The following is a 20,648-nucleotide window of genomic DNA, read 5'->3' on the forward strand; positions in this document are numbered from 1 at the left end:
ACCCATGAGGACCTCCGTGACTTGTGAAGATTTCAGATACCTCCACTAAGCCCGGAGGTCCTCCTTCTTCACAAGCCCGAAAGTGTCACCAACGTCATGGCCGGGTACAGCTAGCGCCTGTCAGAGAAGTTCTCCACAAAAATGCTCCTTGACCAGGTTGTCCACAGGTGATTCATGGGCGTGCGGATGCCGGTGGAATGTCGGTGGTCTTCCGTAGAGTGACCGGTATGACAGCTGAAGAACCCTCAGAAATTCGCTCGGAAAGCACGGCGGAGCCCCCGCCCGGGACCCCTCCCGACCCGTACCTGAACCCCCGTCACCTCAGCCTGGTGAAGCCGCCCCTCGCCGATTTCTATGACGCGATCAAGGACGCGGACCGGGAAATCAATCAGGCCACCGCTCGCCGGGCCGCCGCGATCTACACCGCCCAGCGGGTGCTCGCCGATGTCGGGCGGGCCCGCGCGGAGGCCGCAGAACGCGCCGGCGGGCCGCGCCCGCCGTGGTCGCCGGAGGAAGCCACGAAAGAGGAATTCACCTGCGAGGTCGGCGCTCTGCTGCGGCTCCCGCGCCGGACGGCGGAGACCCTGATCGAAGCCAGCCGCATCCTCGCGGAGGACCTCCCCGTGACCCGGGACGCCCTGGCCTCCGGGGTGATCAGTTACCGGCACGCGCAGGTGATCATGGAGCAGGCCTGGGGCATCCGAGTCGATGATGACCCGGAAGCGTCCGCCCGGGCCCGGGCCGTGTTCGAGGAAGTCCTCGTGCCCGACGCGGAAGTGCTGACCGTGGCGAAGCTCGCCGACCGGGCCCGAAGAGTGCGGGAGCGCACCCACCCGGAAACCATCACCGCGAGGCACCAGAAAAGCGTCGAGGACCGGCATGTGGTGTTCCAGGCCCTCAACGACGGCATGGCGTCGCTGTACCTGACCGGGGATGCCGAGAAGGTGCAGGCCGCCTACCACCGCACCCTCGACACCGCCCTGACCCTGCAGGGCCCGGAGGAGTCACGCACCCTGACCCAGATCGCGGCCGATGTGCTCACCGACGTCCTGATCGGCGGGGTCACCCCGGATGGACTGGGCAAAGGGGTGGCCGCGCAGGTCAACGTGACCGTTCCGGTGCTGACCTTGTTGGGGAAGAGCGAGGAGCCCGGGTACCTGGCCGGGTACGGACCCATCGACCCCGACACCGCGAGGCGTCTCGCGGCCGGGGCGCCGAGCTTCACCCGGCTCCTCACCCACCCGGAAACCGGGGTGGTGCTCTCGATGGGACGCGACACCTACAAACCGCCCGCGGCTTTGAAGAAGTGGCTCGAGGTACGGGATGAAACCTGCACCTTCCCCGGGTGCCGCCGCTCCGCCAAACGATCAGACCTCGACCACAGTGCGGAGTGGCAGCACGGCGGGGAGACCGACGCGATGAACCTCGCCCACCTCTGCCCGTATCACCACGCGGTCAAGAGCTACACCCGGTGGACGCCCAGGCACCTCGGCGACGGCCGCATCGAATGGACCTCACCCGCCGGGTACAGCTACATCGTCGAACCCTCCGCCGACATGAGACCACCCCGGAAACCCAAACCCGAACCGAAACCACCGGTCCCGTTCGTGGATGTCTGGAACCTGGACCCCGAACCCGACGACACCGACGACCCGAGCCCGTTTTGAACGAGGCTTCCGGTGAACGATGCGGCCGGGGGATGACTAGGCCGAGGGCGCCGGCTCCAGGGCGCCGGCGGCGAGGTCTTCGAGCATCAGCTCCGGGTGGTCGCGGACCGTGTTGCGCAACCGCCACGGGGTGCTGAACAGGGCGAGGAGTGTCCCGTCTGAGCGCATCAGCACCTCGACCTGCCGGTCGTGGCCGAGGATCTCGGCGCTCTCCCGGTTGGTGCGGCGGGCGATCTGGTAGGGGAGCGACTCCGAACGGATCGCGGCGCCGAAGTCGTGCGTCATGCGTTCCTCGACGACCTCGAACTGCATCGGGCCGACGGCGCCGAGCACCGGGGCCTGGTCGCCGCGCAGGTCGCTGCGGAGCACCTGGATGACGCCCTCGTGGTCGAGCTGGTCGATGCCGCGCCGGAACTGCTTGTGCTTGCTGCTGTCCGCGGAGCGCACAGCACGGAAGTGCTCGGGCGCGAACATCGGCAGCGGCGGGAACTCGACGGGTTCGCTCTCGAAGATGGAGTCGCCGACCCGGAGTGCCGACGCGTTGACGAGCCCGACGATGTCGCCGGGCCAGGCTTCGTCGGCCACTTCGCGTTCGCGTCCGAAGAGGTGCTGGGCGTACTTGGTCGCGAAGGGCCGGCCACTTGCGGCGTGGGTGACGATCATTCCGCGACGGAACTGGCCCGAACAGACCCGCACGAAGGCGACGTAGTCCCGGTGCGAGGCGTTCATGCCCGACTGCACCTTGAACACGAAGCCGGAGAACGGTGAGGCGACCGGGCGGTGCCCGCCGGCCGCGTCGACACGCGCCTCCGCGGCAGGGGCGAAGTCCACGAGGGTGTCGAGGATGTGCTGCACGCCGAAGTTGAGCACGGCCGCGGCGAACAGCACGGGGGTGGTCTGGTTGGCGAGGAACGTGGCCTCGTCGTGGTCCTGGCCTTCCTCGCCGAGCAGTTCGGATTCTTCGGTCGCGGTGACCCAGGCCTCGCCCTCCTCGGTCGCGGCGACCTCGAACGGCACCCGGTCGCTGTCTGCGGCGGTCGCGCCGCCGGCCGTGCGGGTGAAGCGGATGAACTCTTCGGTCGACCGGTCGATGACGCCGCGGAAGTCGCCGGCCACTCCGACCGGCCAGGTCAGGGGTGTCGGGAGCAGTCCGGTGCGGGTGCGGATCTCGTCCATCAGGGCGAGAGCGTCGAGGCCGGGCCGGTCCCACTTGTTGATCACGGTGATCACGGGCAGGTTGCGCTGACGGCAGACGTCGAAGAGCTTCATGGTCTGCACCTCGAGGCCCTTGCTCGCGTCGACGAGCATCACGGCGGCGTCGACGGCCGACAGGACCCGGTAGGTGTCTTCGGAGAAGTCGGCGTGGCCGGGGGTGTCGACGAGGTTGATCACGCTGTCGCGGTATTCGAACTGGATTGCCGCGCTCGTCACCGAGATGCCACGGGCCTGCTCCATCGCCATCCAGTCGCTCACGGTCCCACGGCGGCCGGCCTTGCCGTGGGTCGCGCCCGCCGTCGTGATGGCGTGCGCGTGCAGGAGGAGCGCCTCGGTGAGGGTCGACTTTCCCGCGTCGGGGTGGCTGATCACGGCGAAGGTGCGCCGCCTGCGCGCCTCTGCGGTGATCTCGGTCGCGGGTGCGCCGGTCGTCGGCACGCCGGTGGTGGGCTGCGTCATGGATCCTTCTTTCGCGGCTGATTCGTTCGGGCTCACGCCTGCTCAGAAGGCCGTAACCGGAATCGTTCCCGTACAACTCTATCCGGCGTGGCGCGGCGACCTCGCGGCAGACGCCCAGCATCCGTTTTGATAACGGTTCGGGCGTGTCCTTTCCGTGCGCCGATTCGCGGGTTACTCTCAGTTTTGGGGCCACACCCAGCAGTCGCGGTAAGCAGTAAGGAGTGACGGATGATCCAGTCAGGCATTCAGGATTCCGAGCGTGCTCTTCACCCGGCCTCTGCCCACGTGACCGCGCACCCGCTCCAGGGGCCGCCGCCGATCTCCGTCTCGATCCCGGTCCAGCCGGACGGGCGCCTCCCTCTCGTCGGCGCCCGGCGCACCATCGCGGATACAGACCTCTCCGTGCACCCGGTCGCCCTCGGCTCGAGCGTCTTCGGCTGGACCGCGGACGGCGAGACGAGCCACCGTATCCTCGACCGGCACCGTGCACTCGGCGGCAACTTCCTCGACACCGCGGACAGCTACACCTCCGGACGGAGCGAAGTGATCATCGGCTCCTGGCTGCGTTCCCGCAAGGCGCGCGACAGCACCGTGATCGCCACCAAGATCGGCAAGAACCGGGACAACCCCGGACTGTCCTCCCGGAGTATCATCGGCGCGGTCCAGGCGTCCCTCGACCGGTTGGGCACCGACTACATCGACCTGCTGCACTTCCACTTCGACGATCCGACCGTGCCGCTCGAGGAAAGCCTCGGCGCCGTCGACGTGCTGATGCGCAGCGGCCAGGTGCGGTACCTCGCCGCCTCGAACTTCTCCGGGGAGCGCCTGATGGAGGCCCGCATCCTCGCCGCGAACGGCCTGCCGCGCTTCGTCGCCCTGCAGACCGAGTACAGCCTGCTGCAGCGCAGAGGCTTCGAGTCCTCGCTGTCCCTCGTCACCCGGGCCCAGGGCCTCGCGGTCCTGCCCTACTTCTCCCTCGCGCACGGCTTCCTGGCCGGCCGGTACCGCTCCAAGGCCGACCTGCACAGCACGACGAGGGATGCCCGCGCCGCGAAGCACCTCAGCAGGCCCGGGCTGAGGGTCCTCAGCGTGGTGGACCGGATCGCGGCCGACCACGACACCGGGGCCGCATCGATCGCGCTCGCGTGGCTCCTCGCGCAGGCCGGGGTCACGGCGCCCGTCGCAGGGGCCAGCCAGCCCGACCAGGTGGATTCCCTCATCGCGGCCGCCGGAATCCGGCTCACCCGCAGCGACATGGTCGACCTCGAGCGGGTGACGGGGCTCGCTGCCGGCCGCTGACGCCGACGCCGCCCGCCGCTCGAATTCGGTTCCGCGAGGCACCCTGATGCCGTCGGTGCCGTGACGTAGGGTGGTGGTGTCATGAACAGCGCCGTTGAATTTCCCCTCACACTCGCCGAGTTGTCCTTCCGAGCCGCCGGCGAATCCGTCGTGCGCCGGACCGTCCTCCCGAGCGGTGTGCGCATTCTCAGCGAGCACGTCCCCGGCAGCCGGAGCCTGACGATCGGCTACTGGGTCGCCGTCGGTTCCCGCGACGAAGCGCCCGGGCATTACGGCTCCACCCACTTCCTCGAACACCTGCTCTTCAAGGGCACGGCCAAGCGCAGCGCCCTCGACATCGCGATTGCCTTCGACTCCGTCGGCGGCGAGCACAACGCGATGACCGCGAAGGAATACACCTGTTACTACGCGAAGGTCCGCGACCGCGACCTGCCGATGGCCGTCGAGGTGCTCACCGACATGCTCACCTCGTCCACAATCGACCCGGTCGAATTCGAGACCGAACGCGGCGTGATCCTCGAGGAACTCGCCATGGCTGACGATGACCCGGCGGACGTTGCGAACGAGCGCTTCTTCGAGGCCGTGATGGGCAAGCATCCGCTCGGACGCCCGATCGGCGGCAACCCCGACACGATCAGGGCGGCCACCCCGGAGGCCGTGCTCGCGCACTACCGCGCCAACTACCGCCCGCAGGACCTCGTCGTCACGGTCGCGGGCGCCGTGGACCACGACGTGCTCGTCGCAGACGTGACCCGGGCGCTCTACTCCGCAGGCTGGGACCTGGGCGAACACGCCGCCCCCGTCGGGCGTCGCAACGGGCGACCCGCCGAGATCCACCAGGGCAGCGCGGTCACAGTCGTGCGCCGCCCGCTCGAGCAGGCGAACCTGCTGCTCGGGTTCCCCGGACTCCTCGCGACCGACGATCGCCGCGTCACGATGAGCGTTCTGACCTCCATCTTCGGCGGCGGCATGTCGTCGAGGCTCTTCCAGGAGGTGCGCGAGAAGCGCGGGCTCGCGTACTCCGTCTATTCCTTCGCCCCCGGCTACTCCGACGCGGGCCTCTTCGGCATGTACGCCGGCTGCACCCCGGCGAAGGCGGGCCAGGTCGCCGAGCTTCTCCTGAGCGAACTGCACCGGCTCGCCGAACACGGTGTCACCGCGGACGAGATGAAACGCGCCAACGGGCAGCTCTCCGGTGCCTCCTCGCTGGCCCTCGAAGACTCCGACACCCGGATGTCCCGGCTCGGCCGCGCCGAGATCACCCTCGGTGAGTTCGTCGACCTCGATGAGGCGCTGCGCCGGCTCGCCCTGGTCACCGCGGACGACGTGCAGGCCCTCGCCGTCGACCTCGCGGCCGGCCCGCTGTCCATCGCCGCCGTCGGCGCGCTCGACGACGACGTCTTCGCGGGAATCGTGCCTCCAGGCGTCCGGCCCTGATCCAACGGGTCACCTGGCCCTGTACCGCCCGGCCGTCCGGCCGAACGCCCCGAACCGAAAGAGAACCCGTTGCCCCACTACATCTACCTGGTTCGTCACGGCGAGCAACAGGATGCCGAACACGGCCTGCCCGACGGGCCGCTCTCGGCGCGCGGCAAACGGCAGGCGCAGCTGATCGCGGAACGCCTCGGCGGCGTGCCGTTCACCGACGCCTGGCACTCGCCCCTGCAGCGCGCGGCCGAGACCGCAGAGATCGTCGCCGGGCGGCTGCCCTCGCTCACCCCGGTTCCCTCCCCGCTGCTGTTCGACTGCATCCCGACCGGCATGGCGCCGGAGACGCCCGCGGCATACGCCCCGTTCTTCGGTGCCGTCACCGAGGAGGAGATCGAAGCCGGCCGTGCGCAGATGGACGACGCCGTCGCCGAATTCCTGCAGCCCCGCAGAGGCGAGCGCCACGAACTGCTGATCACGCACAACTTCGTCATCGGCTGGTTCGTGCGCGCAGTGCTGGGTGCTCCGGACTGGCGCTGGATCAGCATCAACCAGGCCAACTGCGGCCTCACCGTGCTGTTGCAGAAGCCGGGCCGCCCGTGGACGCTCGTCACCCACAACGACACCGGGCACCTGCCCGTGGAGATGCGCACCGGACTGCCTGACCCGCTGCTGTACTAGGCGCGAGCGAGACTCTCTCTCAGGCGCGAGCGGGGCTCTGTACTAGTCGCGAGCGAGGCCCTTCCGGTACCAGTTGGTGGCGTTCGGGTTGTCGTTGTACGGCGGGCAATCCGCAAAGCCGGCGCTCCGGTAGAGCGCTCCGGCGGCCCGCAGGCTCGCGTTCGTGTCGAGCACGAGCTCGGCGGCGCCGAACAATCGCGCCCGCCGCTCGAGTTCGGCGAGCAAGGCCCGGCCCCAGCCCCTCCCGCGTGTGCCCGGCTGCAGCCAGAGGTGCTTGACCTCGTAGCGGGCGCCGCCGCCCGGGGTGTCCCCGATCCGACGGATGCCGCCGCACCCGACCCAGGCCTGCTCCGGGTTCCCGCTGGGTTCGCCGACGAGCAGGAAGACACCGTTCGGCGGCAGGAAGTCCCCGGCCACCGGGAAGGTCGTTCGGTAGGCACCCTGCTCGACGGGGAAGCTCGACTGCCGATCGCTGAAGTAGGCCGTCAGGAGGGCGAGGGAACCGGCATCCGTCACGGATACCTCGCGGAAGACGGGGCCGGGTGCTTTCGGGGTGGCTGGCATGCCACAAGGCTACGTCGGGGAACCCGGTGAGCCCAGTTCGCGCCGGGTCGTGCGGGGCCCGTATGCCGGATGCCGGATTGCCGGATTGCCGCTTGGTAGATTAGTCGTATGACAACACGGGTGGCCATCGTCGGCGTTACGGGCACGATGGGCCGACTGATCAGCGGGCTCGTCGAGGAGACCGACGGGTACGAGTTGCACGCCGGCCTCGACTCGCGCAGCCCGCTGTCCGACATGCTCGGGGCGGATGTCGTCGTCGACGTCACCCTGCCCGGCGTGAGCCAGAGCGTCGTCGACTTCGCCGTCGACAACGGCATCCGGGTGCTCGTCGGCACCTCCGGCTGGTCCCAGTCCCGCATCACGACGCTCGAGCGCCGGATCCGCGGCCGGAGTGACACCGGCGTCGTGATCGTGCCGAACTTCTCGATCGGTTCCGTCGTCGCGACCGCCGTCTCGGCCATGCTCGCCCGGCTCTTCGACTCGATCGAGATCGTCGAAACGCACCAGGCCGCCAAGGTCGACTCTCCCTCGGGGACTGCGGTCCGCACCGCCGAGCTCATCGGTCTCGCACGCACGGAGCTCGGCCCGGTGTCTGCACCGCACAACGACCAGCGAGCACGCGGGCAGCAGGTGTCGAGCGTGCCCGTGCACAGCCTGCGCCTCGACGGCGTGCTCGCCCGGCAGGACGTCATCTTCGGCGGCGCGGGGGAGACGGTCACGATCTCCCATAACACGCTGTCCGCCAACGCGTACCGGCGCGGCATTCTGCTCGCCCTCGACGCTGCCCGCACTGCCGTCGGCGTGACCGTCGGCCTCGACCAGGTCGTCGACCTCGGCCTCGGCGCGCCCCCCACCCCGCCGGCGGCGATCGTCGCGATCGCAGCGGAGCCCGACCTCGACAGCGTCCCCGAGATCGACGCCGACTCCGAGATCTTCGAATGAAGGGCCGCATCGGCGCCGGCATGATGGCGATCCTGCTCGCCTTCTACCTGGTGCTCGTCGGGTGGCGGGCGGTGCTCTTCCTGCAGAGTGGCGCACCCGTCGGCATCGCGATCGGCGTGGCGCTGCTGGTTCTGCCCCTGATCGGGATCTGGGCGCTCGTGCTCGAGGTCACCTTCGGATCCCGCTCGGCCAGGCTCGTTCGCCTGCTCGAGGCGAGCGGAGAACTCCCGGTCGAGACCCTGCCGATCCGCGCGAGCGGCCGCCCGGTCAGGGACGCGGCCGACGCGGACTTCCCGCAGTACCGCGACGCGGTCGACGCGGCACCGGAGGACTGGAAGGCCTGGTTCCGGCTGGGCCTCGCGTACGACGCCGCCGGGGACCGGAAACGCGCCCGCGGCGCCATCCGCACAGCGATCACGCTCGAGCGCGCCGCAGCCTGACTCTCGCCTGAAGACTCCGTCTGATTCGTCAGGGCAGCGGATGCCTGGCGCGGGAGATGGTCCAGACGTTGCGGTCTCCGACCCGTTCGAAGTGCACGGAATCGACGAGCATCTGGATGAGCGCGAGCCCCCTGCCCGACTCCGCGAGGTCGTCGGGGAGCACAGGTCCGCTCAGCGTTACCGCTCCGGCCGTTCCGGTGTCGCTGATCCGGGCGCTGAGCTCGTGGTCGTCGGCGTGGATCGACAGCACGCAGGTGATGCCGGTTCCCGCGGCGGCGTGCTGGATGACGTTCGACGCCAGCTCGACGAGGGCCGTCTCGAACGCGAACCGGTCGATGTCGACGATGTCGGAGTGGGGCTCAAGCACGCGCTGGACGAAGTCCTGCACGGTGTCGATATCGTCGGGCGGAGTGCTGAGCGCCAGGGTGGTGTCGGAATCAGTCACGGTATGCGGTCTCTGCGGTCGCGTGGTTCTGCAGGATGCGGTCGAGATGGGTCAGCTCGAACACGAGCGCGACCTGCGGCGTCGCACCGGCGATGCGGAGGTCCCCGCCGGCCTGCCGGGCGACCTTCAGGCCGCCGATGAGGGCTCCGAGCCCTGACGAATCCATGAAGTCGACCCCGCTCAGGTCGACGACGATCCGCACCGTCCCCGCGGCGATCGCTGCGGACACCACCTCGCGCAACAGCGGCGCGGAGACCATGTTGAGTCGGCCGTCCGCGCGAATGGCCGCCACGTTGCCGGCTATCGTTTCAGTCCGGAAATTCATTGCTCTGGGTGCTCCTCTGGTGCGGCCTCAGGGGTGAAGCCTTGGTAGGTGGCCGCCTTGAACAACACGCTCAGGACGACGAGGTCGTAGACGGCCCAGCCGATGTTGACCCCGGTGCCGATCGGTTCGGCGCCGTTGACGAACAGGCGCACACAACCGACGATGATCGCGACGACGAGCATCACCATCACCGTGATCTGCGGCTTGATCAGGTGCCACTGCTGTCCGGTGTGAGCCTGCCTTGTCTTCGGCGTCACGGCGAAGTTGAGCGGGATGCCGAGCACGACGTTGTTGAAGGCGGTGGTGCAGGCGTCGATCCACACCGGGAACAGGGCGAGGCTGTACTGCTGGCCCCGCCAGGTGGGGATACCCCGCGCGGCCACGAAGAACAGGAGCTGGTTGGCGATCATGAACGGGATGAACCTCAGGAAGAAGTCCCAGGCATTGGTGGACACCGGCAGGATCCCGAAGACGAGGAACACGATCGGCGCCGCGAAATAGATGACCGCCGCATAACCGGAGAGGTAGCTCCACATCGTGGCGAAGTACATCAGGCGCTGTGGCAGGCTCATCTTCCACTGCAGCAGCGGGTTCTCCCTGAGGAAGACCTGCATGGTGCCCTGGCCCCAGCGCAGCCGCTGGGTGAGCATCGTGCCCACGTCTTCGGGGGCGAGCCCGTCCGCGAGCAGCTCGTTGTGGTAGACGCTCTTCCAGCCGAGGCCGTGCAGCCGCATCGACGTGGCCATGTCCTCGGTGACCGAGATGGTCGCGAGCGGCATCACCGGCTGGGCCTCGTGGCCGCGGTCGATCGCGATCGTGTCGAGGGCGGAGCGTACGGCCTCGAGGGCCTTGAACGGTGAGAGCTCGCGGGTGGCGAGCCTCGCGACCGTCTCATCGATGTCGAGCAGGTACGGCGATTCGGGTGTGCCGGCCAATTCGCTGATCTCGCGCAGGTCGTCCGCGAGCGACGTCACCTCGCCGACCACAATGCCGGCGGCCGCGGCATCCACCCGCTCGTGCAGCACGAACGTGACTTCGGCGAGCGGCTCGTCGCGCCGGATCGCGGCACGCGCCTGCCTGATCGCGTGGGAGACTTCCGTGAGGGCGTGCGCGACCGCGGGGTTGCGGGCGGCCGGATGCCGGCGGGCGCCCCGCACCACACGGCTCGCGTCGCGGAGCGCGGTGCGCACGGAACCCTCCACCTCGCGCACGTACCCGAGAATGCCGAGGTGCATCAGGGCCTCGCGGCGCAGCACGGCGTTCGATCCGCAGAAGAAGGCGGCATTCCAGCCGTCCTTGCCCTGCTGGATCGGGCCGTAGAACAGGGGCGCCTGGCTGCCGAGCGGGTCCTCGACAGTGACGTTGCTGAAAACCTGCGGGGTTTGCACGAGCGCGACCTTGTCGTCGGTGAAGTAACCGAGGGTGTGGTCGAGGATCTCCGGCCGGGGGATCTGGTCGGCGTCGAGGATGAGCAGGAATTCGCCCTGGGTCTCCATCAGCGCGTTGTTGACGTTCCCGGCCTTCGCGTGGCGCGGCCGGTCGATCCATTCGGTTCCCCGCGAGAGGTAGTCGATGCCGGCTGCCGCCGCCGCCGCTGCGAGCTCCGGCCGGGCGCCGTCGTCGAGCACCCAGGTGCGATGGGGGAAGGTGATCTCCCGCGCGGCGAGTGCCGTCGTCATCACGAGGTCGATCGGCTCGTTGTACGTGGCGATCAGCACGTCGACGGTCGCGTCCGCGGGAGGCGCCGGCGGTGCCGGGCGGGTGTACGCGCGCCACATCATCATGCCGAAGAGGCTGACGTCGATCAGGCTGTACGTTTCGGCGGCGACGAGGGCGACGGCGATCCACCACGCGTCCCAGTTGAGCGAGAACATCCAGCGCCACGCCACGTAGTTGATACCGAGCGCGAGCGTGAGCACGACCACGATCCGCAGTGCCAGCATCCGGCTCATCGGAGCACCCCTCTCATCGCGGCACGATTCATCGCGGCACGATCCGGAACAGGAATTTCGTCCTGACCATCACCCAGAGCAGCGCCAGGATGACGACGTATGCGCCGGTGTTCAGCCACACGTTCCCGTCCTGGAGCGCCGGGATGTTGGCGGCGATCAGGGCGAAGAACACGTGCATGATGAAGACGTAGAGGGTGGCCTGCCCGAGCGGGATCAGGAACCAGCCGAGGGCGCGCCGGATCGGACGCCAGTATGCGCTGACCAGGGCGTAGAGGCTGACGACCACGAGCATCACGTTGAGGAGACGACCGGGCTCGAGGTTGGTGCGCCCGAAGAATGCGCCGTAGATCGAGCGGAAGAGCGCGTCAGGAACGAGTCCGAGGCGAACGGAGAAGGCGCTGGGGAGATACGGGTTGCTCCAGGAAAACAACATCAACGCTGTCGCGAGCAGCACGATCACCGCAGCGGCCACGAGGCCCCACCGCGAGGCGAACCAGCGGAGCAGGGCGACACGGTGGTACCCGGCCACGATTCCCGTGACGAAGAGCACCTGCCAGGTCAGGAGCGGGAACGAGTCCTCGAACTCGGAGGGGAACAGACGCACCCCCGCGAGCGCGTTGAACACGTACAAGCCCCAGCTGAGCGCGAGCACCGGCACCCACCACCGCTTCGACAACGCCCACAGCACGAGCGGGCAGACCAGGAGCAGCACGACGTACAGGCCCATCACGTTGAACTGCCACGGCCCGAGCCGGAGGAGTGCCAGGTCGAGGAGGATGTGCGGGTTCACCGGGTAGGTCAGCAGTTGCCCGGCGTTGGCATAGAGGTCGTAGACGTGGCCCGACGCCGAACTGCCTCGCGCCCCGGTGCCCTGGTCGGTGAACGTCGTGAGGTAGCCGGCGTTGACGAAGGGCAGCAGGCTCACCGCGAAGATCAGGATCACTACGGCGAGGGCGGTGTAGTACAGCTTCCAGGCGCGCCGGCTGGTTCGGATGACCACCTCGCCGATGCCGCTCATGGCGATCTTGGGCCGGTAGACCATGCCGAGCACGACGCCGGCGAACAACACGAACAGCTCGGCGCCGGAGACGATTCCGATGGCCTCCTGGGTGATCTCCTGGAACAGGGAGACCAGGCCGATGTGGTTGACCACGACGAACACGATCGCGAGGCCGCGCATCAGGTCGATGCGCAGGTCCCGGTCGGCCGGGCCGTCATAGCTCAGCGCCGACCGGCCGCGCCGCGCGACCGCGAGCGCGAAAAGCAGCGTGACTGCGGCGATCACGAGCACGGCCACGAGCCAGGCCCACCAGCCGCCGATGGTCACCCCCGGTCCGGTGGCGGATGCCCCGGCCTCGTTCGTCGTCGTCGGCGCGAACAGCGGGCCGAGCGTGAGGTCGCTTGCGGCAAGGTCGGCAGCGAAGGCGGCCCGGGTGCTGTCGCCGAGTGTCACGCTCCAGTCGACGAAGGTCCCGCCGACGACCGCACGGTTCGCCGTGGTGTCCTGCCAGAGCACGGCCTTGAGCGTGGCGTATCGCGGGTCGGCGACGGCGGCGAAGACCTGGCGCCACCAGTTCTGCTTGATCGCGAGTTCGCCGGGGCCGCCCGCTGAGGGACTGTAGAACGCCGCGGTCTCCAGGAGGAACGGCGTGCCGGTCGCCGTCGAATACCGGCCGAAGAAGTCGTCGTCGCCTGCGGCGTCTGCGGCGGGGGAGCCGAGGCGGGCGAGCAGCTCGCCGTCGCGCGGAACGGTGTTGCGGGCGTCGCCTCCCGCGGTGTCGTCGTGGTACACCGAGAGCCCCACCCAGTCGGCGACGGCGCCGGGATAGTAGGGGGCGTACGCGTCGTCGCCGCCGTCGACGGAGCCGTCCCGGTTGGTGTCGAGCTCGCGGAGCGTGTCGGTGTCCGCGGCCCGGGTCCCGGTGAACGGATACCCGCCTCCCCAGTTCGGCGACCACACCATCACGGCCCCGGGCAGACGGCGGTGCACGACGTCGGCGACGGCGGCGAAGGCCTGGCGGTATGCGGAGGGCTGCTGTCCCCAGGACACCCAGGTGCTGTTCATGTCGGGGGCGAAGCGCAGGTACAGCGGGGCGGTGCCGGTGCCCCGCGCGGCCGCGATGCCGTCGACCAGCCGGGTCGCGGCATCCGCAGTGATCGCCAGAAGGCTCGTCGTCGGTCGGATGGTGAGTAACGGGAGGGAGCCGGCACCGTTCGTCTTCTGCAGGAATTGGGCGCTGTAGCTCGTGTCGGCATCGGACATCGGCATCGAGACGGAGTGCTCGTAGAAAGCGCTCGGGGAGCCGAGGCGGGACGCCTGCTCGGTGGCGCTGTCACCGCTCCAGTCGAGGATCGACCCGAAGTACGCTCCGGCGGTCGGCTCGAGGCTGACGGGAGCGCCGTCCGTCGCGGGCGCCGGCGTCACCGTCACGGCGGGCGTCGGCGCAGGTTCCGCCGTTGCCGTTGCCGATTCCGTGGCCGTAGCGGTGGCGGTGGCCGAGGTTGTGGGGGTGGCCCGTGCGGCCGTTGCCGGCATGGCAAGGGGAAGCGCCAGCGCCAGAACCACGGCAAGCACTGCGGCCACCCGTCGAACACGGGATCGGGAGCCGCGTGCTCTGGAAACCTGCACCTGCTACCCCCGACGTCTGGCCTGACGGCCTCCCTCGACGATGGTGCGACCTGTGCCTCAGCGTAGCGGAAAACGAGGCAAAATCACCCCCGGATGAGGGTGGGGCGTGGCGGCGACATCACTCGGTGGAGCCGCGCAGCCGGGTCACGCCTCGGCGAGCATCGCGTCGACGGCCTCGGCGACCGTGCCGTGCCGGAACACGAAGCCGTCGCCCTGCAGCAGGGCGCTGCTCACCCGCTGGTCGGCGAGGAGCAGCTGGCGGGCGGCGTCACGGAGCGCGAATGTCAGCGCGAACTCCGGCACCGGCAGGAGGAACGGGCGGTGCAGGGCGACCGTGACGGCCCGGATCACGTCGTTCGCCGAGGCCGGGGCCGGTCCGACGAGGTTGACCGGGCCGCTGAGGGTGGAGCCGAGCAGGTGCACGATCGCGGCGGCCTCGTCGTGCAGGCTGATCCACGGCCAGTGCTGGATGCCGCGGCCGAGCGGGCCGCCGAGGCCGAGCCTGACGAGGGGGAGCAATGGTTTCAACGCCCCGCCGCGCGCGATCACGAGCCCGGTGCGGAGCAGGACGACCCGGGTCGGCGCCGGTGTGCGCAGGGCCTCGGCCTCCCAGGCCTCGACGACGGCAGCGAGGAAATCGTCGGCGGGAGCGGACCGTTCGGTGAGGATCTCACCGGGCCGGTTGCCGTACAGGCCGACAGCCGAGCCGCTCAGGAACACGGCCGGCGGGGTGGGAGTCCTCCTGATCGCCTCGACGAGGGTACGGGTCGCGTGGGTCCGGGAGGCCAGGATCTCGGTCCGGTAGCCGTTCGTCCACGGCAGACGGGCGAGCGAGGCCCCCGAGAGGTTGACGACCGCGTCGACCCCGTCGAGGGCTGCAGGGTCGATGTCGAAGACGGCGGGGTTCCAGGTCACCTCGTCCGGCCCGGTGGCCGGATGGCGCACGAGCCGGGCGACGGTGTGCCCGGCTTCGCCGAGCTGGCGGACGAGTTCGGTTCCGATGAGCCCGGAGGCTCCGGCGATCAGTACGCGCATCGGGCGCTCCTGCGCCTAGGCCAGTTCCGCTTCGATCGTGATCGGGATCCCGGCGAGGGCCTTCGACACCGGGCAGTTCGCCTTCGCATCCTCGGCGAATGCCGCGAACTGTTCCTCGGTGAGGCCGGGCACGCTCGCGCTGACGAGCAGGTGGCTGCCGACGATGCCGACTCCGGCCTCGAAGGTCACGGCAGCGGTGGTCTGGATGTTCTCCGGCGTGTGCCCGGCCGCGCCGAGCCCGTTCGCGAGGGCCATCGAGAAGCACGCGGCGTGCGCGGCGCCGAGGAGCTCTTCCGGGTTGGTGGTGTTCGGGCTCCCGACACTCCGTGCCTTCCAGGTCACCGGGAACTCGCCGGCGTGGGAGGAGTCGAGTGAGACGGTGCCATGGCCGGACTTGAGGTCTCCGGTCCAGACGGTTGACGCTTCGCTGGTCAGTGCCATGGTGTTACCTCCTGGGTGTGAAAGCCCCAGCCTAACCGGGCATCCACTCAGAGGGACAGGCTCAGTCTGGGAGTTGACAGGGAGCCCGGTCCACGCGCGTCAGGCCGCGGCGGGGGAGCGACCGAGGATCCGGGCGCGCACGAGCAGGAGGTAGAGCTGGCAGCCGAGGCAGTAGTCGAAGACCGAGTTCAGGAACGCCGCGATGAACGCGAAACCGGCGGCGATCCCGACTGCGGGGGCGAGACCGAACAGTCCGAGCACGACGCCGATGACGGTCACGAACAGGCCGACCCCCTGGGCGAAGGTCGGCGGAGCGGCGTCTTCGAGTTCGGCGGGCGGTGCAAGGCGGGGACGTACGAATCGCTTGAACAGCAGGCCGTACGGGTGCCGGCCGACGCCTGCGAATGCTCCCCAGGCGAAGAGCGCCGCGATCGCGGCGAGCAACACGAGAGCGGCGACGGATGCCCCGGTCAGGGAGAGGAAGATCACGACGAGCAGGAGCACGGCCGTGATGGCGGCGCTGAACCGCGGGCCTCGGGGGTCGACGGGCGCGCGACGGGGCGGAGCGGCGGGGCTCGGCGTGGTTGCGCGGTTCTCGGAGGAATCACTGGGCATGGGGGCTCCCTGGCAGGTGTGACGCGGTGAGGGGGTTCGCCGATTCGGGCCCGGCGAGATGGTCGAGGTGACGGAGGACATCCGCCCGGTGCGGCGCGCCGCCGACGCGGGCGTGCACGCGACCCGCGCCGTCGAGGATGAGCGTCGTCGGGGTCTGCAGCACACCGAAGCGGTTCGCGAGGTCGGCCCGGTGCGTGAGGTCGACGTCGACGTGGGCAACGCCGGGACGGCCATCGGCGATCTGGCTGAGGAGTCGGTGGGTGCCGGGGCAGCGGCTGCAGAACTCCGTGGAGAACTGCACGAGGGTGGCCGCGGGGCCGAAGGGGACCTGGCTGCCGACATCCGCAGGGGTCAGCACGGTCGTTTCGGTGTCGGCGACGTCGCGGAACAACCCCTGGCGCGAGCGGTAGACGAGGCCGAGCACGGTCGCGACCGCGACGAGGGCGACCACGACGAGTGCGGCGCCGAAGGGGTTCATGGGGTCGACGTTACGCGGGACTCGAGCGAGGAATCTTCGTGTGACGAGAGATTACGGACGGCACCCCCCGTTAGGGTGGGACCCGTGCCTCGCAATTCCCGGGCGCGTCCCTCCCGCGCGCTCCGCCATTCCGCCGCTGTCGGCGCAGTCGTCAGCGTCGTAGCGCTCCTCGCCGGCTGCACAGCGGCACCGGGCTCCGCGTCTCCGACGGTCTCGTGCGCGGTCACATCGACGGCCGACCTGGTTCCACACACGGGGGTTCTGTTCGGGGTCAACCTGGACTGGGGCGCCGAGACCCTCGCCGAATTCAGCGGTAGCGGCCTCCGTCCCGCGGTCGCCGTCTCCTTCTCCGGCCTGCCGATGAGTGCGGACGACCGCGCCAACGTCGGGGCCGCAGCGGGCCAGGTGCTCGCCAACGGCGGCGAACTCCTGCTCACCCTCGAACCTCGCGCGGGTCTCGCCGCCATCACCCCTGCCGTTGCCGACAACCTCGGCGCCCTGCTCGGCGGACTCAACAACCGCGGCGTACCCGTCGTCGTGCGCTTCGCCCACGAAATGAACGGGTCCTGGTACGAGTGGGGCCAGCAGCCGACGGAGTATGTCGCGGCGTTCCGCAGGGTCGCGGACGCCGTGAAACGCGACGCCCCTGGTTCGGCGATGATGTGGGCGCCGAACTACGGCGGCGGCTATCCCTTCGCCGGTGGAGTGTACGCGGCGAAGCCCGGCACGCCCGATTTCACCGCCCTGGACACAGACGGCGACGGCACGCTCACCATCAGGGACGACCCCTACCTGCCGTACTACCCCGGAGACGACGTGGTGGACTGGGTCGGCATGTCCCTGTACCACTGGGGATCCGCATACCCCTGGGGCGAGGACGAAGTGCCGGAGCCCGGCAAGTTCGCCGCCCAGCTCACCGGAACCTACGCAGGGCTCGCCGGCGACGAGACCGCCACGCCCGACTTCTACGGCGTCTACGGCGAGGGGCACGGCAAACCCGTCGCGATCCCGGAAACCGCGGCGCTCGTGGTGTCCGGGGGAGATCCGGCCCAGGAACTGGCGATCAAGCGGGCGTGGTGGCGCCAGGTGTTCTCGGCCGACACGGCGACGAGGTTCCCCAGGCTGCACATGATCAACTGGTTCGAGTGGGAGAAATACGAGACCGAGATCGGGGCGCGCGTCGACTGGACCCTCGCCCGCAGCGCCGCGGTACGGTCGGCCTTCCTCAGCGATCTTCCGGGCTGGCTGATCTTCGGGCATCCCGACGAGTCGTGCGCCCAGAAGGCCGGTTAACGCGGCCGGGACTGCCGCCGGACGCCGGCAAGGCGATAGCCTGTCCACGTGTCTATGTCTGAGAATCCGTTCGGCCAGGTCCTCGTCGCCCTGGTAACCCCCTTCACCGCCGACGGTGAGGTCGACTGGGCGGGCGTGGCGAAGCACATCGACGACGTGATCACGGCCGGAGCAGACGGCATCGTCGTGACCGGAACAACGGGGGAGACCTCGACCCTCACCGACGCGGAGAAATTGCGCCTCGTCGAGGTCGGCAAGGACGTCGCGGCCGGCCGCGCGAAGATCATCATGGGCGGTGGCTCGAACGAGACCGCGCACGCGATGCAGCTGGCCAGGCAGAGCGAGAAGGCCGGCGCCGACGGCAACATGATCGTCACCCCGTACTACAACAAGCCCACACAGGCCGGCATCCTCACCCACTTCCGCATGATCGCCGACGCGACCGACCTGCCGGTGATCCTCTACGACATCCCCGGCCGCACCGGCGTCGCGATCGCATACGAGACTCTGCTGCGCGCCGCGAAGCACCCCAACATCCTCGCCGTCAAGGACGCCAAGGGCGACCTCGCCCAGGTGAGCCGCGTGCTCAACCAGACCGACCTGCTCTACTTCTCCGGCGACGACCCCAACGTGCTCCCGCACCTGTCGATCGGCGCGACCGGACTGATCGGCGTGACCGCGAACATCGCGGCGACCCCGTACCGGCAGATGGTCGACGCGGTCAACGCCGGCGACCTCAAGACCGCAACCGCCGCACACAAGCAGCTCGAGCCGCTCGTGCGCGCCGTGATGACCCACGTGCCCGGAACCGTCGCCGCCAAGTACATCCTGCACGGCCTCGGGCGCATCACGAGCCCCCGCGTGCGGCTGCCCCTCGTCGGCCCGGAGGAATGGGAAGCCGCCGAGATCGAGGACGAGATCGACCTCGTCAAGAACATCCCCGGTGTGGACTTCTCCAACTTCCGCCCGGACCGCAACGCCGCCGCCGGCGGGGCCCTGCCCAAGATCGCCGGAACCACCCGCTAGTCAGCACACCGAACCACGAGGAGGGCCCATGCCCATCGACGTCTACGAACCGGCCACACTCGAACCGGGAACGCTCCGGATCATCCCGATCGGCGGCCTCGGCGAGATCGGCCGGAACATGACGTCGTTCGAGATCGACGGCAAGATCCTGATCGTCGACTGCGGCGTGCTCTTCCCCGAGGAGCACCAGCCGGGCGTCGACCTGATCCTGCCCGACTTCAGCCCGATCAGGGACCGCCTCGACGACATTCTCGGCGTGGTGCTGACGCACGGGCACGAGGACCACATCGGCGCCGTACCGTACCTGCTCAAGCTGCGGGCGGACATCCCCCTGATCGGTTCGGGGCTCACCCTCGCGTTCATCGAAGCCAAGCTCAAGGAACACCGGATCGTGCCGTACACGCTCCAGGTCGCCGAGGGGCAGACCGAGCGGCTCGGCCCGTTCAACCTCGAGTTCGTCGCGGTCAACCACTCCATCCCGGATGCCCTCGCCGTCGCGATCAAGACCGCGGGCGGCACCGTGCTGCACACCGGCGACTTCAAGATGGACCAGCTCCCTCTCGACCACCGGCTGACCGACCTGCGCGAGTTCGCCAGGCTCGGCACTGAGGGAGTCGACCTCTTCCTCGTCGACTCCACCAACGCGGATGTCCCCGGCTTCACCGCCTCGGAGCGGCTGATCGGTCCCGTCCTCGACGACGTCATCGCCCGGGCTCCGCGCCGCGTCATCGTCGCGAGCTTCTCCAGCCACGTGCACCGGGTGCAGCAGGTGCTCGACGCCGCGCACGCCAACGGACGCCGGGTCGCCCTGCTCGGCCGCTCCATGGTGCGCAACATGACCATCGCAGCCGATCTCGGCTACCTGACCGTGCCGGAAGGGGTGCTCGTCGACTTCAAGAAGGCCGGCAGCATCCCCGACGACAAGATCGTCTACATGTCGACCGGCTCCCAGGGCGAACCGATGGCCGTGCTCGCGCGGATGGTCAACCAGGACCACCAGGTCGAGGTCGGCCCCGGCGACACCGTGATCCTCGCGAGCTCACTCATCCCCGGCAACGAGAACGCGGTCTACCGCATCATCGACGGCCTGACCAAGCTCGGTGCCAACGTCGTGCACAAGGGCAACGCAAAGGTCCACGTCTCCGGCCACGCCGCCGCGGGCGAGCTCACCTACTGCTACAACATCCTGAAGCCCAAGAACGTGCTCCCGGTGCACGGCGAATACCGGCACCTCGTCGCCAACGCGAAGCTCGCCGCCGAGACCGGGGTGCCGCCGGAGAACGTCATCCTCGCCGAAGACGGCACCGTGCTCGACCTCAAGGACGGCGTCGTGCGGAAGGTCGGCCAGCTCGACCTCGGCTACGTCTACGTCGACGGCTCCACCGTCGGCGAGATCACCGAGGCCGACCTCAAGGACCGGCGCACCCTCGCAGAGGAGGGCTTCATCTCGATCATCATCGTCGTCGACGCCAAGACCGGCAACGTCATCGTCGGCCCGGAGATCCACGCGAAGGGCTTCGCGGAGGACGACTCTGTCTTCGATGCGGTGCTGCCCAAGATTCGCGCCGCCCTCGGCGAGGCCGCCGAGAACGGGGTCCGCGACCCGCACGCGCTGCAGCAGATCGTGCGCCGCACGGTCGGCCGGTGGGTCAACGTCACGTTCCGCCGCCGCCCGATGATCGTGCCGCTCGTCATCGAGGCCTAGGGTCGCCGG

Annotated in this window: 19 protein-coding genes; 9 read left to right on the plus strand and 10 right to left on the minus strand. The window is 69.3% G+C overall.

The genetic code is table 11. From position 1 onward, the window contains the following. Positions 1–227: 227 nt before the first annotated feature. On the plus strand, positions 228–1,667 hold the full coding sequence (locus E3O46_RS13015; protein ID WP_166791078.1) for an HNH endonuclease signature motif containing protein: 1,440 nt from the start codon (positions 228–230) through the stop codon (positions 1,665–1,667). A 36-nt stretch (positions 1,668–1,703) separates the two neighbouring features. Here the strand turns inward: E3O46_RS13015 and E3O46_RS13020 are convergent, their stop codons facing one another. After that, a complete protein-coding gene (locus tag E3O46_RS13020) occupies positions 1,704–3,341 on the minus strand; it encodes a peptide chain release factor 3 (RefSeq protein ID WP_134446920.1) in 1,638 nt (545 codons plus the stop codon). Positions 3,342–3,569: 228 nt separating this feature from the next. Here E3O46_RS13020 and E3O46_RS13025 point away from each other — a divergent pair, with 228 nt between their 5' ends. From E3O46_RS13025 to E3O46_RS13035, 3 genes are all read left to right on the plus strand, one after another. Next, positions 3,570–4,640: an aldo/keto reductase gene (locus tag E3O46_RS13025; protein WP_134446922.1), complete on the plus strand. Its 1,071-nt coding sequence runs from the start codon at positions 3,570–3,572 to the stop codon at positions 4,638–4,640. An 81-nt stretch (positions 4,641–4,721) separates the two neighbouring features. Next, positions 4,722–6,077 (plus strand): M16 family metallopeptidase, encoded by a 1,356-nt coding sequence (locus E3O46_RS13030; protein ID WP_134446924.1) that lies wholly within the window; start codon positions 4,722–4,724, stop codon positions 6,075–6,077. Positions 6,078–6,146: 69 nt separating this feature from the next. Next, the gene (locus E3O46_RS13035; RefSeq protein WP_134446926.1) at positions 6,147–6,749 is read left to right on the plus strand and encodes a histidine phosphatase family protein; all 603 of its coding nucleotides are present in this window, start codon (positions 6,147–6,149) and stop codon (positions 6,747–6,749) included. Positions 6,750–6,791: 42 nt separating this feature from the next. Here E3O46_RS13035 and E3O46_RS13040 read toward each other — a convergent pair whose 3' ends face one another. Further along, positions 6,792–7,313 (minus strand): GNAT family N-acetyltransferase, encoded by a 522-nt coding sequence (locus E3O46_RS13040; protein WP_134559764.1) that lies wholly within the window; start codon positions 7,311–7,313, stop codon positions 6,792–6,794. A gap of 108 nt (positions 7,314–7,421) precedes the next feature. Here E3O46_RS13040 and dapB point away from each other — a divergent pair, with 108 nt between their 5' ends. Together dapB and E3O46_RS13050 are read left to right on the plus strand one after the other, a co-directional pair. Then, entirely contained in the window at positions 7,422–8,255 is an 834-nt protein-coding gene (dapB, locus tag E3O46_RS13045) for a 4-hydroxy-tetrahydrodipicolinate reductase (protein ID WP_134446930.1), read from the plus strand. Continuing rightward, a complete protein-coding gene (locus E3O46_RS13050; protein WP_134559762.1) occupies positions 8,252–8,695 on the plus strand; it encodes a tetratricopeptide repeat protein in 444 nt (147 codons plus the stop codon). The genes dapB and E3O46_RS13050 overlap by 4 nt, the downstream gene beginning before the upstream one ends. 28 nt (positions 8,696–8,723) lie before the next feature. Here the strand turns inward: E3O46_RS13050 and E3O46_RS13055 are convergent, their stop codons facing one another. The 8 genes from E3O46_RS13055 to E3O46_RS13090 all read right to left on the minus strand — a co-directional run bounded on the left by E3O46_RS13055 (position 8,724) and on the right by E3O46_RS13090 (position 16,615). Further along, the gene (locus E3O46_RS13055) at positions 8,724–9,140 is read right to left on the minus strand and encodes an ATP-binding protein (protein WP_166788320.1); all 417 of its coding nucleotides are present in this window, start codon (positions 9,138–9,140) and stop codon (positions 8,724–8,726) included. Continuing rightward, positions 9,133–9,465, minus strand: a complete 333-nt coding sequence (locus E3O46_RS13060) for an STAS domain-containing protein (protein WP_134559758.1) — start codon at positions 9,463–9,465, stop codon at positions 9,133–9,135. The genes E3O46_RS13055 and E3O46_RS13060 overlap by 8 nt, the downstream gene beginning before the upstream one ends. Then, positions 9,462–11,417 (minus strand): glycosyltransferase, encoded by a 1,956-nt coding sequence (locus tag E3O46_RS13065; protein ID WP_134561834.1) that lies wholly within the window; start codon positions 11,415–11,417, stop codon positions 9,462–9,464. Before E3O46_RS13065 ends, E3O46_RS13060 begins: the two co-directional genes overlap by 4 nt. A gap of 28 nt (positions 11,418–11,445) precedes the next feature. After that, positions 11,446–13,983, minus strand: a complete 2,538-nt coding sequence (locus E3O46_RS13070; protein WP_241987417.1) for an OpgC family protein — start codon at positions 13,981–13,983, stop codon at positions 11,446–11,448. 207 nt (positions 13,984–14,190) lie between these two features. Beyond that, complete coding sequence (locus E3O46_RS13075; RefSeq protein ID WP_134559753.1) at positions 14,191–15,081, minus strand: TIGR01777 family oxidoreductase; 891 nt, start codon at positions 15,079–15,081, stop codon at positions 14,191–14,193. Positions 15,082–15,096: 15 nt separating this feature from the next. Further along, positions 15,097–15,522 carry an OsmC family peroxiredoxin gene (locus E3O46_RS13080; RefSeq protein ID WP_134446935.1) on the minus strand — a complete coding sequence of 142 codons (426 nt, stop codon included), beginning with the start codon at positions 15,520–15,522 and terminating at the stop codon, positions 15,097–15,099. A gap of 99 nt (positions 15,523–15,621) precedes the next feature. Further along, entirely contained in the window at positions 15,622–16,137 is a 516-nt protein-coding gene (locus tag E3O46_RS13085) for a DUF4395 domain-containing protein (protein ID WP_134561835.1), read from the minus strand. Next, positions 16,127–16,615, minus strand: a complete 489-nt coding sequence (locus tag E3O46_RS13090; RefSeq protein ID WP_134559749.1) for a TlpA family protein disulfide reductase — start codon at positions 16,613–16,615, stop codon at positions 16,127–16,129. Before E3O46_RS13090 ends, E3O46_RS13085 begins: the two co-directional genes overlap by 11 nt. A gap of 84 nt (positions 16,616–16,699) precedes the next feature. Here E3O46_RS13090 and E3O46_RS13095 point away from each other — a divergent pair, with 84 nt between their 5' ends. The 3 genes from E3O46_RS13095 to E3O46_RS13105 are packed head-to-tail and all read left to right on the plus strand — an operon-like array spanning position 16,700 to position 20,639. Further along, a complete protein-coding gene (locus E3O46_RS13095) occupies positions 16,700–17,908 on the plus strand; it encodes a glycoside hydrolase family 26 protein (protein WP_241987418.1) in 1,209 nt (402 codons plus the stop codon). Positions 17,909–17,956: 48 nt separating this feature from the next. Further along, complete coding sequence (gene dapA, locus E3O46_RS13100) at positions 17,957–18,934, plus strand: 4-hydroxy-tetrahydrodipicolinate synthase (RefSeq protein ID WP_134559745.1); 978 nt, start codon at positions 17,957–17,959, stop codon at positions 18,932–18,934. 28 nt (positions 18,935–18,962) lie between these two features. Beyond that, on the plus strand, positions 18,963–20,639 hold the full coding sequence (locus E3O46_RS13105; RefSeq protein WP_134559743.1) for a ribonuclease J: 1,677 nt from the start codon (positions 18,963–18,965) through the stop codon (positions 20,637–20,639). Positions 20,640–20,648 lie beyond the last annotated feature (9 nt).

It is taken from the genome of Cryobacterium glucosi (genome assembly GCF_004402235.1).
Taxonomy (GTDB): Bacteria; Actinomycetota; Actinomycetes; order Actinomycetales; family Microbacteriaceae; genus Cryobacterium; species Cryobacterium glucosi.